The organism is Streptomyces sp. NPDC002130, assembly GCF_040296465.1.
Lineage (GTDB): Bacteria > Actinomycetota > Actinomycetes > Streptomycetales > Streptomycetaceae > Streptomyces.
Genome location: NZ_JBEOXI010000221.1, coordinates 1 through 13677, shown reverse-complemented (window position 1 = coordinate 13677; position 13677 = coordinate 1). Strand labels below are relative to the sequence as shown.

Annotated in this window: 13 protein-coding genes; 5 read left to right on the top strand and 8 right to left on the bottom strand. The window is 73.5% G+C overall.

Annotated elements, in window-relative coordinates; all coding sequences use genetic code 11:
• The 3 genes from ABT116_RS31795 to ABT116_RS31785 all read right to left on the bottom strand — a co-directional run.
• A partial coding sequence (locus ABT116_RS31795; RefSeq protein WP_351640875.1) for a type I polyketide synthase occupies window positions 1-1182 on the bottom strand: 1182 nt, incomplete at its 3' end.
• Window positions 1179-2939 (bottom strand): fatty acyl-AMP ligase, encoded by a 1761-nt coding sequence (locus tag ABT116_RS31790; protein ID WP_351640873.1) that lies wholly within the window; start codon window positions 2937-2939, stop codon window positions 1179-1181. The genes ABT116_RS31795 and ABT116_RS31790, both read right to left, overlap by 4 nt.
• A gap of 92 nt (window positions 2940-3031) precedes the next feature.
• On the bottom strand, window positions 3032-4612 hold the full coding sequence (locus ABT116_RS31785) for an acyl-CoA carboxylase subunit beta (protein WP_502983972.1): 1581 nt from the start codon (window positions 4610-4612) through the stop codon (window positions 3032-3034).
• A gap of 250 nt (window positions 4613-4862) precedes the next feature.
• On the opposite strand from ABT116_RS31785, the gene ABT116_RS31780 reads away from it, so the two are divergent.
• Both ABT116_RS31780 and ABT116_RS31775 read left to right on the top strand, forming a co-directional pair.
• Window positions 4863-5720, top strand: a complete 858-nt coding sequence (locus ABT116_RS31780; protein ID WP_351640870.1) for an aldo/keto reductase — start codon at window positions 4863-4865, stop codon at window positions 5718-5720.
• Between the two features lie 167 nt (window positions 5721-5887).
• Entirely contained in the window at window positions 5888-6139 is a 252-nt protein-coding gene (locus ABT116_RS31775) for a DUF5133 domain-containing protein (RefSeq protein ID WP_102913448.1), read from the top strand.
• Window positions 6140-6164: 25 nt separating this feature from the next.
• On the opposite strand, the gene ABT116_RS31770 is transcribed toward ABT116_RS31775, so the two are convergent.
• Entirely contained in the window at window positions 6165-7151 is a 987-nt protein-coding gene (locus ABT116_RS31770) for a GlxA family transcriptional regulator (RefSeq protein WP_351640869.1), read from the bottom strand.
• A 184-nt stretch (window positions 7152-7335) separates the two neighbouring features.
• Here ABT116_RS31770 and ABT116_RS31765 point away from each other — a divergent pair, with 184 nt between their 5' ends.
• Together ABT116_RS31765 and ABT116_RS31760 are read left to right on the top strand one after the other, a co-directional pair.
• Window positions 7336-7785: a DUF2269 family protein gene (locus ABT116_RS31765; RefSeq protein WP_351640867.1), complete on the top strand. Its 450-nt coding sequence runs from the start codon at window positions 7336-7338 to the stop codon at window positions 7783-7785.
• Between the two features lie 138 nt (window positions 7786-7923).
• Entirely contained in the window at window positions 7924-8127 is a 204-nt protein-coding gene (locus tag ABT116_RS31760) for a hypothetical protein (RefSeq protein ID WP_031111422.1), read from the top strand.
• 44 nt (window positions 8128-8171) lie between these two features.
• Here ABT116_RS31760 and tgmB read toward each other — a convergent pair whose 3' ends face one another.
• The 3 genes from tgmB to ABT116_RS31745 all read right to left on the bottom strand — a co-directional run bounded on the left by tgmB (window position 8172) and on the right by ABT116_RS31745 (window position 9806).
• On the bottom strand, window positions 8172-9155 hold the full coding sequence (gene tgmB / locus ABT116_RS31755) for an ATP-grasp ribosomal peptide maturase (protein WP_351640865.1): 984 nt from the start codon (window positions 9153-9155) through the stop codon (window positions 8172-8174).
• Window positions 9156-9171: 16 nt separating this feature from the next.
• The gene (gene tgmA / locus ABT116_RS31750) at window positions 9172-9363 is read right to left on the bottom strand and encodes a putative ATP-grasp-modified RiPP (protein WP_351640864.1); all 192 of its coding nucleotides are present in this window, start codon (window positions 9361-9363) and stop codon (window positions 9172-9174) included.
• 119 nt (window positions 9364-9482) lie between these two features.
• Complete coding sequence (locus tag ABT116_RS31745; protein ID WP_351640863.1) at window positions 9483-9806, bottom strand: YkvA family protein; 324 nt, start codon at window positions 9804-9806, stop codon at window positions 9483-9485.
• Between the two features lie 247 nt (window positions 9807-10053).
• Between ABT116_RS31745 and ABT116_RS31740 the strand changes: the two genes are divergently transcribed.
• Window positions 10054-11703: a hypothetical protein gene (locus tag ABT116_RS31740; protein ID WP_351640861.1), complete on the top strand. Its 1650-nt coding sequence runs from the start codon at window positions 10054-10056 to the stop codon at window positions 11701-11703.
• Window positions 11704-11775: 72 nt separating this feature from the next.
• Here the strand turns inward: ABT116_RS31740 and ABT116_RS31735 are convergent.
• Window positions 11776-13677, bottom strand: a 1902-nt coding sequence (locus ABT116_RS31735; protein WP_351640859.1) for a xanthine dehydrogenase family protein molybdopterin-binding subunit, incomplete at its 5' end; no start/stop codon positions are given.

The following is a 13677-nucleotide window of genomic DNA, read 5'->3' as shown; positions in this document are numbered from 1 at the left end:
GTGCTCCGCGGCGAGTCCGGCCTGTGCGTACGCCCGCTCCAGCAACGCCTGCTGGGCGGCCGGATTGGGCGCCATGAGGCCGTTCGAGCGGCCGTCGGAGTTGACGGCGGAGGCGCGGATGACGGCCAGCACCCGGTCGCCGTCCCGCTCGGCGTCGGACAGCCGCTTCAGGATCACGGCCGCGCAGCCCTCGCCGCGCCCGATGCCGTCGGCCGCCGTGGAGAACGGCTTGCAGCGCCCGTCCGGTGCCAGGGCACCCACCCGGCGGAAGGCGACCGTGACGGCCGGCGACAGCAGCACGTTGACGCCCGCGGCGATCGCCGTGTCGCTCTCGCCCGTGCGCAGACTGACGCAGGCGTGATGCACGGCGACCAGCGAGGAGGAGCAGGCCGTGTCGACGGCCAGGCTCGGGCCCCGCGTGTCCAGGACGTAGGAGAGCCGTCCGGCCGCGACGCTGAGCGCGCCCCCGGCCGGCGCCCAGGGATCGACGGCGGCCGGATCGGCGCCCGTCAACTGCCCGTACTCCGGCGTCGAGACACCCACGAACACACCGGTGGCCGTGCCCGCCAGTGACCCGGCCGGCACGGCGGCGTGATCGAGCGCCTCGTGGACGACCTCCAGCAGGATCCGCTGCTGAGGATCCATGACCGCGGCCTCGCGCGGGGTGATGCGGAAGAAGTCCGCGTCGAACCCGGCGATGTCGTCGAGATAGCCGCCGTACGGATGGGCGTCGGCGGGCGGGAACGCGGTGAAGTCGCGCCAGCGGTCCTCCGGGACGCGACGGATCGCGTCGACCCCCTCGCCGAGCAGCCGCCAGTAGTCGTCCGGGCCGTGCACGCCGCCGGGCAGACGGCAGCCGACCCCGACGACCGCGACCGGCTCGGCCGTCCTACCCGGCACCGCGGGACGCGCCACCGCCGCCGCCTCGGCCCCCGGAGCCCCCGCGTTGCACAGCCGCGTCACCAGGGCCTCCCCGGTGGGCGTCTCCCACAGCAGCGTCGCCGGCAGCTCGCGGCCTGTGGCCCGGGACAGTTCACCGGCCAGGGCGACCGCGTCCCGCGAGGCCATGCCGAGATCCGCGAGCGGCCGGTCCATCGGCACGTCCTGCGGCGAGGTGCCGTTCCAGGCGGCCACCCGCTCGGCGATCAGCCGGCGCAGCGCGGCCTCGTGCAGGGGCCTCATTCCGCGGCACCCGCCGCGCGGGCCTGCCCGCCGTAGGCACCTTCCAGATACCGGGTTCGGGTCAGTGCCCGCGAGACCTTGCCGCTGGAGGTGCGCGGCACCGTCCCCGGCGGCACCAGCACGACATCGGCCAGCCGCAGGCCGTGCCGTGCGGAGACGCCACCGCGCACGGCACGCACCACGGCCGGTACGTCCAGCTCGGCGAGGCGCGCGGTCCGGGCGTGCTCCGCCACGACGACCGCACACTCGCCACCGGCGCCCCCCGGCACGGCGAAGGCGGCAAGCCGGTCCCGGCGCACCGCCGCGTGCGCCTCCTGCACCGTCGCCTCGACGTCCTGCGGATAGTGGTTGCGCCCGTCGACGATGATCAGGTCCTTCAGCCGTCCGGTGACGACCAGCTGCCCCTCCAGCACCGTCCCCAGATCGCCCGTGCGCAGCCAGCGTCCGGGGCCTGCCGCCGGCTCCGCGAACCGCGCGCCGAAGGCCTCCTGCGAGTCCCGGCCCCAGTAGCCGCGGCCCACGTTCGGTCCCTGCACCCAGATCTCCCCGACCTCGCCCTCCGACAGCAGCGCCCGCGTCAACGGGTCGGCGATCCGGACGTGCTGGCCCGCCGGAGTTCCGCAGCCTGCCAGCAGGACGGCCCGGGGATCGTCGGGCCGGGCGGGCAGGGCCTTTCCGGCCGCCAGGGCGTCGCGGTCGAGCGCGAACCTGCTCAGCGGCTCACCCGGCCGGGCCGCGCACACGAACACCGTGGCCTCGGCCAGCCCGTACGACGGGCAGTGCGTCCCCGGCGCCAGGCCCAGGCCGGCGAACGCCGCGTGGAACCGGTCGGCCGTGCCCGGGCGGACCGGCTCACTGCCGTTGATCAACGCCGTCACCTTGTCCAGCCGCAGACCCTCCTTCTGGTCGGCGGTGACGGTCGCGACGCAGTAGTCGTAGGCGAAGTTGGGTGCGGCGCTCACGGCGTTCGGATGCGCGGCGAGCAACCGCAGCCAGCGCACCGGCTCGTGCAGGAACGCCGCCGGGTCCATCAGCACCGACAAGGCCCCGCGCGCCACCGGGGCCGCGACGCTGAGCACCAGCCCCATGTCGTGGTAGAGCGGCAGCCAGCCCACACAGGTCGGGGGGTGGGTGTCGAGGCCGTAGGCGGTCAGCGCCTGGCGGGCGTTGGCGACGACGTTGCCGTGGGTGATCTCCACGCCGGCCGGGGCACGGGTCGAGCCGGACGTGTACTGGAGGTAGGCGGTCGCCCCGGGGTCCGGGGCGGCCGGTCGCCGGTCCCGCCCTTCGTCGTCGGGCACCTCGTCCGCGACGACGATCCGCGGCCCGCCGGTGCCGAGGAACTCCCGCACCTCGTCCCGGACCCGGCTCGTGGTCACCACCACCGAGGGACGCGCGTCGGCCAGGACGCCCGCGAGCCGGTCCGCGTGCCCGGGCAGACCCGGCGTGTACAGCGGTACGGCGACCAGCCCGGCGGCCAGGGTCGCGAGGAAGGCGGTCACGTATTCCGTGCCCTGCGGACACAGCAGCGCGACCCGGTCCCCGGGGCTCGTCTCGTCCGCGAGACGTGCGGCGATCGCCCGTGCCCGCACGTCCAGGCGGCGCCAGGTCAGGGTGCGGTGGACGCCGCGCGAGTGCGGTGCCGGGTGCTCGACGAAGGTGAAGGCCCGGCGGTCGGGGGTGGTCTCGGCCCAGTGCCGCACGTACTCCGGCAGTGTGGGGCACTCGGGCGCGAGCGGGGGGCGGCGGCTGTCCATCAGGCGGGGGCTCCTCACGGCGCGGATCGGCCTACGGGTCGCAGAGGGGGGAGTAACAAAAGGGGGAGTCGCACAGGCGGAGAAGGGGAGGGCTAGAGGGGGATGTTGCCGTGCCGGCGTTCCGGCATCGGGGCGCGTTTGCCGCGCAGCGTGCGCAGGGCGCGGCAGACCTGCTCCCGGGTCTCGCGCGGAGCGATGACGGCGTCGACATAGCCGCGCTCGGCGGCCGGGTACGGGGTGCCGTGGGTGCGTTCGTACGCGGCGAGAAGGCTTGCGCGCAGCGCCTCCGGGTCGTCGGACGCGGCGAGTTCGCGCCGGTGCAGGACACCCACGGCCCCCTCGGCGCCCATGACGGCGATCCGGGCGGTGGGCCAGGCGAGGTTGACGTCGGCGCCCAGGTGCTTGGAGCCCATCACCGCGTAGCCGCCGCCGTACGCCTTGCGCACCACGACCGTGACCTTGGGGACGGTGGCCTCGGCGTAGGCGTACAGCAGTTTCGCGCCGCGCCGGATGATCCCGGCCTGCTCCTGCCGTACCCCGGAGAGGTATCCGGGCACGTCGGCGAAGGTCAGCAGCGGGATGCCGAACGCGTCGCAGAACCGCACGAACCGCGCGGCCTTCTCGGACGCGTCGATGTCGAGGACCCCTGCGGCGTGCAGTGGCTGGTTGGCGACGACGCCGACCGAGCGGCCCTCGACGCGGGCCAGGGCACAGATGATGTTGGGCGCGAACAGCTCCTGCACCGGCAGAAGTTCACCGTCGTCGACGACGGCGTGCAGGATGTCCCGCATGTCGTAGGCCTCGCCCAGCCGGTCCGGGACGACCTCGTCGAGCCCGGCCCCGGTCGGGGCGTGCCCGGGCGCGTACTCCGGGGGCCGTTCCAGGTTGTTGGCCGGCAGGTACGACAGCAGGTCGCGCACGGTGTCGAGGGCGTCCTCCTCGTCGGCGGCCAGGAAGTGGGCGTTGCCGTTGACGGTGTTGCTGGTACGGGCGCCGCCCAGCTCCTCGGCGGTGGTGCGCTCGCCCGTGACCGTCTCGATGACGTCGGGGCCGGTGACGAACATGTGCGAGGCGCCGTCCACCATTACCGTGAAGTCGGTGATCGCCGGGGAGTAGGCGGCGCCGCCCGCGCACGGGCCCAGGACGACGGAGATCTGCGGGATCACGCCGGACGCCTTGACGTTGCGCCGCACCAGTTCGGCGTAGAGGGCGAGAGCGGCGACACCCTCCTGGATCCGGGCCCCGCCGGAGTCGTTCAGGCCGATCACCGGGCAGCCGGTCTTCAGGGCCAGCTCCATCAGGGCGATGGTCTTCTCACCGAATGCCTCGCCCATGCTGCCGCCGAACACGGTGGGGTCCTGGGCGAAGACGCACACCTGGCGGCCGTCGACCGTGCCGTACCCGGTGACCACCCCGTCGCCGTAGGGACGGCGGGCGTCGTGCCCGGCGGGCCGGGCCCGGACGAACAGGCCGGTCTCGGTGAAGGAGTCCTTGTCCACGAGCCGGTCGATCCGCTCCCGGGCCGAGAACTCCCCGCGTCTGCGCGGACCGCCCGGGGCCACCGCCCGCTCCCGGCGGTGTTCCAGGCCGGCGACGCGCTCCGCGGTGTCCCCGGGCGTGTGCGTCGCCGTCTCCCCCGGACCGGATGCTGTCACCTCTGTGCTCACAACCACCTCCGAAGTGGCTCTCGAATATGGCAGCGAGGCGGGGGAGTACCGAACGGATCGTCGTTCTGTGTGGGGGAGTTGAGTACTCGGGCGCGGGGTTTCATCCAGGTGTGACAAGGGGGCCTGCGAGGGCCCGGGCGCGCGATTCAGTGGCCCGAGTGCTGAATGCGTTCTCCTTCTTCTATTGGACCCCCGGGCCGTACGGCGTCCAGGCTGGAGTGCACCATCGCCCGACAGCCAGAAGAGGTCACGACCCATGCACACCCGCCGCATCGGTGACGTCGAGGTCAGCGCGATCGGCCTGGGCGCGATGCCCATGTCCATCGAGGGACGACCGGACGAGGAACGCTCCCTCGCCACCCTGCACGCCGCCCTCGACGCCGGTGTGACCCTGATCGACACCGCGGACGCCTACCACCGCGACGCCGACGAGGTCGGTCACAACGAGACCCTGATCGCCAAGGCCCTCGCCTCCCACGACCGCGGCGGCGACGTCCTGGTCGCCACCAAGGGCGGCCACCTGCGCCCCGGCGACGGCAGCTGGACGCTCGACGGCAGCCCCCGCCACCTCAAGGCGGCCTGCGAGGAGTCGCTGCGCCGACTCGGCGTCGACGCCATCGGCCTCTACCAGTTCCACCGCCCCGACCCGCGTGTCCCGTACGCCGAGTCGGTCGGCGCGATCCGGGACCTGCTGGACGAGGGCAAGATCCGTATGGCCGGCATCTCCAACGCGAACCCCGAGCAGATCCGGCAGGCCGCCGAGATCCTCGGCGGTCGGCTGGTCTCCGTGCAGAACCAGTACTCCCCGGCCTTCCGCTCCAGCGAGCCGGAACTGCGCCTGTGCGACGAGCTCGGGATCGCGTTCCTGCCCTGGAGCCCCCTCGGCGGGATCTCGAAGGCCGGTGAACTCGGCTCGGGCCACGCCCCCTTCGCCCGCATCGCCGAAGCGCACGGGGTGAGCCCGCAGCGCGTGTGCCTGGCCTGGATGCTCGCCAAGTCGCCGGTGGTCGTGCCCATCCCGGGCGCGAGCCGCCCCGAGACCATCCGCGACTCGCTCGCCGCCACCGACCTCACCCTGACGGCCGAGGAACTGGCGGAGCTGGACGCCGCCTGAGCGGACCACGAGACCCGGGGACGGCCACGCTCTGCACAACGGGTCGGCTCGCCCAAGACCGGTCGCAACCGATCAGTTCTCGTCAAATCCATCCCAGGTGAGAAAATGGTGTGAATGTTTGCGCGTGGTTCGGGCATACGCAGCGAAAACACAGAGAGGGGCGCTACGTGCTTGTACCGGACCGGAAGATCGTCAGGGAGTTGCTGACGCGGTACGCGTCGCTGAGGATCGCTCAGTCGGAGAGGCACGTGCCGACGGCGGCACGCGAACTGGAGGACGTCAGCTACACGCTGTGCGTGATGATGGGGACGTCCGACATCAGTGACGCCATTGCCAAGGCGGATGTCCTGCTGCTCACCGAGGGGCGGCCGGACGCCGCCGACGCGGACGGGGAGAACGGCCTGACGCTGGTCGGTTGACGAAACGCCCGGCGCGGACCGGGCGTCACGCCTCGGCGGCCCGGAAAGGGGCCGTCGAGGCGTTCTTCCGCCCGTGGAACGCCGTGCGGTACGCGTACGGCGTGGTCCCCGCCACCTTGCGGAACCGCTCCCGGAACGCGGTGGGCGACCCGAACCCCGTCTGGCGCGCGATCCGTTCGACGGAGTGATCGGAGTTCTCCAGCAGGTACTGGGCGCGCCGGACCCGCGCCCGCAGCAGCCACTGCAGTGGCGTGGTGCCGGTCTGCTCGCGGAAGCGGCGGCTGAACGTCCGCTCGCTCATTCCCGCTCGCGCCGCCAGTGCGCCCAGCGTCACCTCGTGCGCGAGGTGGTCCTCGATCCACTCCAGCACCGGCTCGAGCGCGGAGCCACGGGGCACGGGCGGATGCTCGTGCACGATGAACTGAGCCTGACCGCCCTCGCGTTCCAGCGGCATGACCGACATCCGGGCACTGTTCGCCGCGACGGCCGACCCCAGGTCCCGCCGGATCATGTGCAGGCACAGATCCAGCGCGGCGGCGGCCCCGGCCGAGGTGAGGATCTGCCCGTTGTCGACGTACAGCACGTCCGGTTCCACCTCGACCCGCGGGAAGCGGCGGGCCAGTTCGCCGGCGGCCACCCAGTGCGTGGTGGCGCGCAGTCCGTCCAGCAGCCCCGCCTCCGCCAGCACGAAGGCGCCGACGCACACCGACGCGATCCGGGTGCCGGCCGCGGCCGCCTCGCGCAGGGCCGCCAGCACCCGGGCGGACGGCGGCGCGGCGTCGGGGGAGCAGCCGGGCACGATGATGGTGTCCGCCTCCGCCAGTGCTTCCAGCCCCCGCTCGACCCGCAGCGTGAAGCCGCCGTCCGCGCGCACCTCGGGCGTCTCGGCGCACAGCCGGACCCGGTAGGCCGGCCGTCCGTCCGGCAGGAGGGTCCAGTCGAAGGTCTGCTGGGGTGCCGCCATGTCGAACGGCACCACGTGATCGAGAACCAGGATCGCCACGGAGTGCATGACCGCCACCCTAGGTGTGTTCCCGCCGGCCCGGTGACGTGGGATCGCGATGGCTCCGGCAGGGAGAACACAGGTGGGACGGGTTGGCGGGAATCCGTTGGAAGCTGTCGTTCCAGCCCCTGGGTGATCACGCCGGGGCGCCCTAGCGTGGGCGCCGTCCCCCGCCTTCACGGAAAGAGCCCCGGTGACCAAGATCCTGCTGTCCCTCCATGTCCTGGCGGCCATCGTCGCCGTCGGTCCCGTGACCGTCGCGGCCAGCATGTTCCCGCCCGCCGCGCGCCGAGCGGCTCCCACGACCGTCGGCACGGTGGCGCTGCTGCACCGCATCTGCCGGGTCTACGCCGGCGTCGGTCTGACCGTTCCGGTCCTCGGGTTCGCCACCGCGGCCGCCATGGGCGTCCTCGGCAGCGGATGGCTCGTCACCTCCATCGCCCTGACCGCCGCGGGCGCGGGCGTTCTGGCCGCCTTCGTCCTGCCCCGGCAGGAGGAGATCCTGGAGCAACTGGAGGGCGAACAGGCGCCCGATCGCCGCGCCACCGTGCAACTCGCCATGCTCACCGGCATCTTCAACCTGCTCTGGGCGACGGTCACCGTCCTGATGGTCGTCCGCCCGGGTTCCACGACGGGAGCGTGAACAACCGGCCTTCACCTGTCACGGATGTCCGGTCTGCGTCAAGTCATCCCAAGGAATTCACACTCCGGGACACCGTGCCGCCTACACTCGCAGTCTCGCCCCCGCACGGGGCCGACGAGCAGAAAGGCGCGTTGACGGGTGTTCCAGGATTCCCCCATCTACGACCGACTCATCGCGGAGCGCGGTGACGTACCCGCACAGGTGCGCCGCGAGGCCGAACGTGTGAGCAGGGAACTGGAGCTGGTCATGCGGCCCTCACAGTCCCTCGGCTACGACCGCCCGCATTCCCCGGGCGCGGGCTGGCAGCGCGCGGGCATGCTTCCCGGCCCGCGCCCGCAGTGAACCGGGGCGGCTGCCCGGGCCCGGCCCGCTGCCGGGCCCGGTGCTCAACGGACCCTCGTGCTCGAGCCGTTGACGTGTGACGGCTGGACCGGGACGGGCCGGGCCAGCCACTCGGCGATGGTGCGGGCGATCGGCTGACCCGTCTCCACCTCGACGAACCCGAACTGCCCCGACTGGTTGCACTCCAGAAACCACCAGGTCCCGTCGGAGTCCTCCACGAAGTCGAAAGCCCCGTACGCGAGTTCCGCCTCCCGGAGATAGGCCAGGACGCCCGGCGCGATGCGGGACGGCACCTCTGTGGGCTGCCACGGCGAGCCCGGCGCGGCGAACCGCACGTCGACGTCGTCCGGATCAGCGTCCTCGGCGGTCGCCTTGCGGGCGGCCAGCATCCGCTCGCCCACGACGGTGAGCCGGATGTCGGCCCGCTTGGTGATCCGCCGCTGCAGCAGCGTCGGCCCGAACGCCACGGCGGAGAAGTCCGTGTCGGGCGCGACCCGGCTGGTCGGCACGGCCCGCGGCGGGTCCTGTGGATGCGCGCCCGACACCGGCTTGACCACCAGTTCCGGGTAGCGCTCGGCGAACTCTCGGGCGGCCCGCGGGAACGTCGTGATCAGCGTCGCGGGCACGGGCAGGCCACATCTCTGGGCGAGCCGCAGCTGCCACGGTTTGTGACGGGCCCGGCGGGCCGCGTCGGGGTGGTTCATCCAGCGCGCGTCCGAGCCCCGCAGCATGCCGTAGAGCGCCTGGGCGGCCTCCTCGGTCAGCCAGGCGGACGGCTGAACCGCCCGCGCGGCCGGGATGCCGGGCCGGCGTACCCATATGGACCGGAGCCCCCCGATGCTCACCAGCCGCCCCCCGGCGGACAGATGGCCGCGGAACCGGCCGTGCACGTACTCCCCCGAGAGCGAGACTCCACCGGTCAGGTCCGCGGGATCGACCCGGACCACCGGAACCCCCGTCGCGTTCAGGTGCACGACCACCATGTCCGCGGTGACGTCCTCCTCACAGGTGAGGATCAGTACGGTCATCGTCGGCGGCCCGCGGTCAGTCGTCGAAGTGCGTCTTGGAGCCGGCGGTGGACGTCGTGGTGCCGAACTCTCTCAACAGGGTGAAGTCACAGGCCGCGACCCGGCCGTCGCGGAGCACGTTCAACTGCAGTCCGGCGTCGTACACGTACGGAATGGCAGCTTCCAACTCCACTGCCGGGCGCGCGTAGTTGAGCGCGAACGGTTGCATCGTCTCTCCCTCGTCGGTACTGCGCCGAGCAGGCGGCGGCCCAGGGGCGAGTCCGCCCGGTCCGCCGACCTGATTCGGCTTCCAGAGACTTATACGAATCGAACGGGTGGTTGGTTTCCTTACTTTCCGTAGTCATCGGCCAGTTGCCGGTCCGGCCGGTGTGCCGAACTGCGCTCCCGTTCGCCGAGGGAGCCGCGGACAGTGCGCAGAGCGAGCAACAGGACGCCGATGTCGTCCAGGTACACGGGGTCGGGCACCAGGTCGGTGGGCAGCACGAGATACAGCACCGCGCCCCAGAAGACCCAGCGGGGGCCCGTGGGCAGTCCCGCGCGCCGCAGGTCGCGCCGGGTGCGGACCAGCCGTACGAGGACGGTGACGGCGAAGGCGAGGACGACGGCCGCGAGGGCCGCGGCCAGAATGATCACTTTTGTGGTCGTGTCCACGGGGCGCCCTCCTCCTGGCATGCCACGACACGGGGTGTCCTTAGCTGGATTCCCTTTTCCGGCGGCTGTATTGCGGCCGGGGCCCGACATGTCGGCGAGTCGGCGGATTTTCCCGTGCGCATGGTCATCCCGGTGGCTCACCCGAGTGGCACGGGGTGACGGGGGCGCCTAGTAATGGTCAGCGTAACGTCGCTCGTCACACGACGGGGGGCGCAGGAGCGGCCGCACTCTTCCCACGGAGGCGAGTATGACCACCTGCTCTTCATCACCCCGCTCGAACGGATCTGCCGTACCCGACGAGCCGAACGGGTCCGCCCAGCCGTCAGCCGAGACGACCGTCGCCACCGGCACGCACCCGGTGGAGCAGACGAGCGCGCAGCCCACCGCCGGCCCGTACGAGACGTACCCGGCGGGGACCTCCGAGCCCGTGGCCGGTTCCCACCCGGCCGACCGGGTGGCCGCCGAGCCCGTCGCCCTCGGCTCCCACCCGGCGGCCGGGACACCGACGCAGCCGCCGGCCTCCGAACCGGACCGTTCGGACCGGACCGCCGCCCGGCCCGTTGACTGCGACCCGGACGAGACGGACATGTCCGCCGCCCACGCCCCGGAGCGGGCCGCCGCGCAGCCGGCTCCTCCCGTCGAGGACTGGCTGGATCCCGCCGAGGCGAGGCCCTTGAGTCCCGCGCCGGACGCGACGGATGCCGCCCAGGGGCCCGCCCGGTCCGGCGCCGCGGACGCGGGCGAGGGCGCCGAGCCCGCCGCGCGCGGCGCGGACGGGGCCGATCCGCCGGCCGTGCCCGGCCCGGGCGACGCCGACCAGCCCGGTGCGCGGCCGTTCGTCATCCGGTCGCTCGACGACAACCCGGTGGAGCTCCGGCCCGGCACCGGTCCCGCCTCCGGCGCACCGTACGGCGACGCCGTCAGCGACCTGGTGCACGCCGCCGTGGCCGACCGGCCGCTGGAGGAGGTCGTCGACCTCATCGTCTCGCTGGAGGAGTCGCCCGACCACACGCAGGCAAGGGTGGACGCACTCCGCACCGCAGGGGTGAGCCGGTCCGTCGAGGACGTGTCCCGGATGATCGCCCTGCTCACGAAGCCCCCGCGCGACGCCGAGTGCGCGGACGAGGCGATCCGGGCCGCGGCCGCCCACCGTCCGGTGGAGGAGGTGACCCGGCTGGTGACGCTGCTGCACAAGGAGCCGCAGGAGCCCCACGTCCGTGAGGAGGCCCTGCGCGCGGCCGCCACCGGCCGGTCCGTCGGGGAGCTGGTCGAGCTGATCGACCGCCTCGGACTGGAACGGCTGGACCGCGAAGGCCCTCGCCCCCAGGAGACCGCACGCCCCGAGAGCGGGACGGGCGGGCCGGCAGCGCCCGGCCGTCCGGGCCAGCGCCGCACGGCAGGCCAGGGCAGGGTCCGCGAGAACCACCGCATCCTCGACGACTCACCGCCGGACCGCGAGCTTGCCGCGGACCGGCTCGCCCGGTCCGTGTCCTGGTCCGGCTGGCTCGCCGCCTTGGCCCTTGTCACCTGCGCGGTGGTCCACTTCCCGCTGCAGCGCGGCGATGCGTCCCTGCAGCTGCACGCGTTCGCCCTCGGCCTGTCGGTGCTGTGCACGGTGCTGGCGCTGCTGCTGGCCATGCGCCCCGTGGCGCTGGTGCTGGCCGGTGCGGTTCTGGTGCCCACCGTGCTGGCCGGGGCCCAGGCGTACGGCAACTCCTTCCCGTCGGCGTCCCTGCCCCGGGCCGTCGATCTGGCGCTCGCCCCACCGTGGCTGGCCGCCGGGGTCGCCGTGTGCGCGGCACTGCTGGCCCTGGTCGCGCTGGTCTTCCGGGTGCTGGCGCCCATCGCCGTCAGGGAGTGGGCCGCCGCCCCGGTCGGAGCGTCGTCGACCGACTGAGACAGACGGGTGACCGGGGCGAGCGGCCGATGCCGGCCGCTCGCCCCGGCCACCCGTCTGTGCGGTGCCGTGTCACACCGCGCCCTGCACCCCGCGATCGAGCAGCCCCGTCAGCACCCGGTCCGGTGACAACGGGAGTTCACGCAAGCGCACGCCCGTGGCGTGGTGCACCGCGTTGCCGATCGCCGCGGCCGTTCCGACGATGCCGATCTCTCCGATCCCCTTGCTGCCCATGGGATTGAGCCGGGAATCCTCCTCGTCGAGCCAGTGCGCGTCGATCTCGGCGACGTCGGCGTGCACCGGCACGTGGTACGACGCCAGGTCCGACTCGGTGAAGTCACCGAACGCGGCGTCCATGGTGCTGCCCTCGGTCAGCGCCATGCCGAGGCCCATGGTCATGCCGCCGACGAACTGGGAGCGTGCCGTACGGGCGTTGAGGATGCGGCCCGCCGCGTACACCCCGAGCAGCCGGCCGACCCGCACCTCGCCGGTGACCGTGTCCACGGCGACCTCGGCGAAGTGCGCCCCGAAGGCGTGCCGGGCGAAGTCGCTCTCGGCGTCCGCTGCGCCCTTCGTGTCGGCCCGGACGTCGAGGCCCTGCTCGGGCAGCGGCCCCGGGTGCCCGGCGAGCCGTCGGGTCAGCCGGGCGCACGCCTCGTGCACCGCCCAGCCCCACGACGCGGTGCCGGACGAGCCGCCGGCCAGCGGCGCAGGGGGGAGTTCGGTGCTGCCGACCTCGATCCGGACCCGCTCCAGCGGCACCCCGAGGGCGTCGGCGCCGACCTGCGCGAGCACGGTCCGGGCGCCCGTCCCGATGTCGGTCGCGTTGATCCGCACCAGGAACGTCCCGTCGGGCCGTGCGTGAGCCGTCGCCGTGGACGGGGCCACCATGACGGGGTAGGTCGCCGCCGCCACGCCCGTCCCCAGCAGCAGGGGCCCTTGCCGGCGGGTACCCGGGCGGGGATCGCGCCCGGCCCAGCCGAAGCGCCGGGCGCCCTCGCGCAGACACGCGACCAGGTTCCGGCTGCTGAACGGCTTGCCGCTGTCGGGCTCGACGTCCGGCTCGTTGCGGACGCGCAGCTCGATGGGATCCATGCCGAGTTCGACGGCGAGCTCGTCCAGGGCGGACTCCAGCGCGTACATGCCGGGAGCCTCACCCGGAGCCCGCATCCAGGACGGCGAGGGCACGTCCAGTGCCGCCACCCGGTGCACCGTACGACTGTGCGGCGCGGCGTACACCACCCGCGCGGGCACCGCCGCCTGTTCCACGAACTCCTTGATGCGGGAGGTGTGGGTGGTGACCTCGTGCACGAGGGACTCGAGACGGCCGTCCGCGTCGGCCCCGAGCCGCAGCCGGTGCAGGGTCGGGGCGCGGTGCCCGACGACGGCGGGCAGGTAGCGCCGCGGCAGCGCCACCGTCACCGGCCGCCCGGTGTGCCGGGCCGCCATGGCGGCGAGCACCACGTCGGGCCGGGGCGTGCCCTTGGACCCGAAGCCACCGCCGACGTGCTCGGCGGTGACGACGATCCGCTCCGGCGGCAGGCCGAACAGCGCGGCGAGCGTGGCCCGTACGGCACCGGTGCCCTGGCTGGAGGTGTGCACGGTGAGCCGGCCGTCCTCCCACCGGGCGGTGCTGGCGTGCGGCTCCATCGGGTGGTTGTGCAACGGCGGCACCCGGTAGGCGACGTCCACCCGGGCGGCCGCGGAACCGAACGCCCCGTCGGGGTCGCCCTGTTCCCGCACGGCCGGATGACCGCCGTTGGCCTCCTCGGGCACGTACACACCCGGGTGCGAGACGGTGAGGGCCACGTCGTGCTCTTCGGCGTCGTAGGTGACGCGGACGGCGGCGGCACCGGCCCGGGCCGCCTCCAGGGTCTCCGCCACCACCAGGGCCACGAACCAACCGCGGTGCGGAACCCGGGCGTTCTGCAGCACGGCGAGCGTGGGATCGTCCGGCTCCGCGAGGCGCGGCGC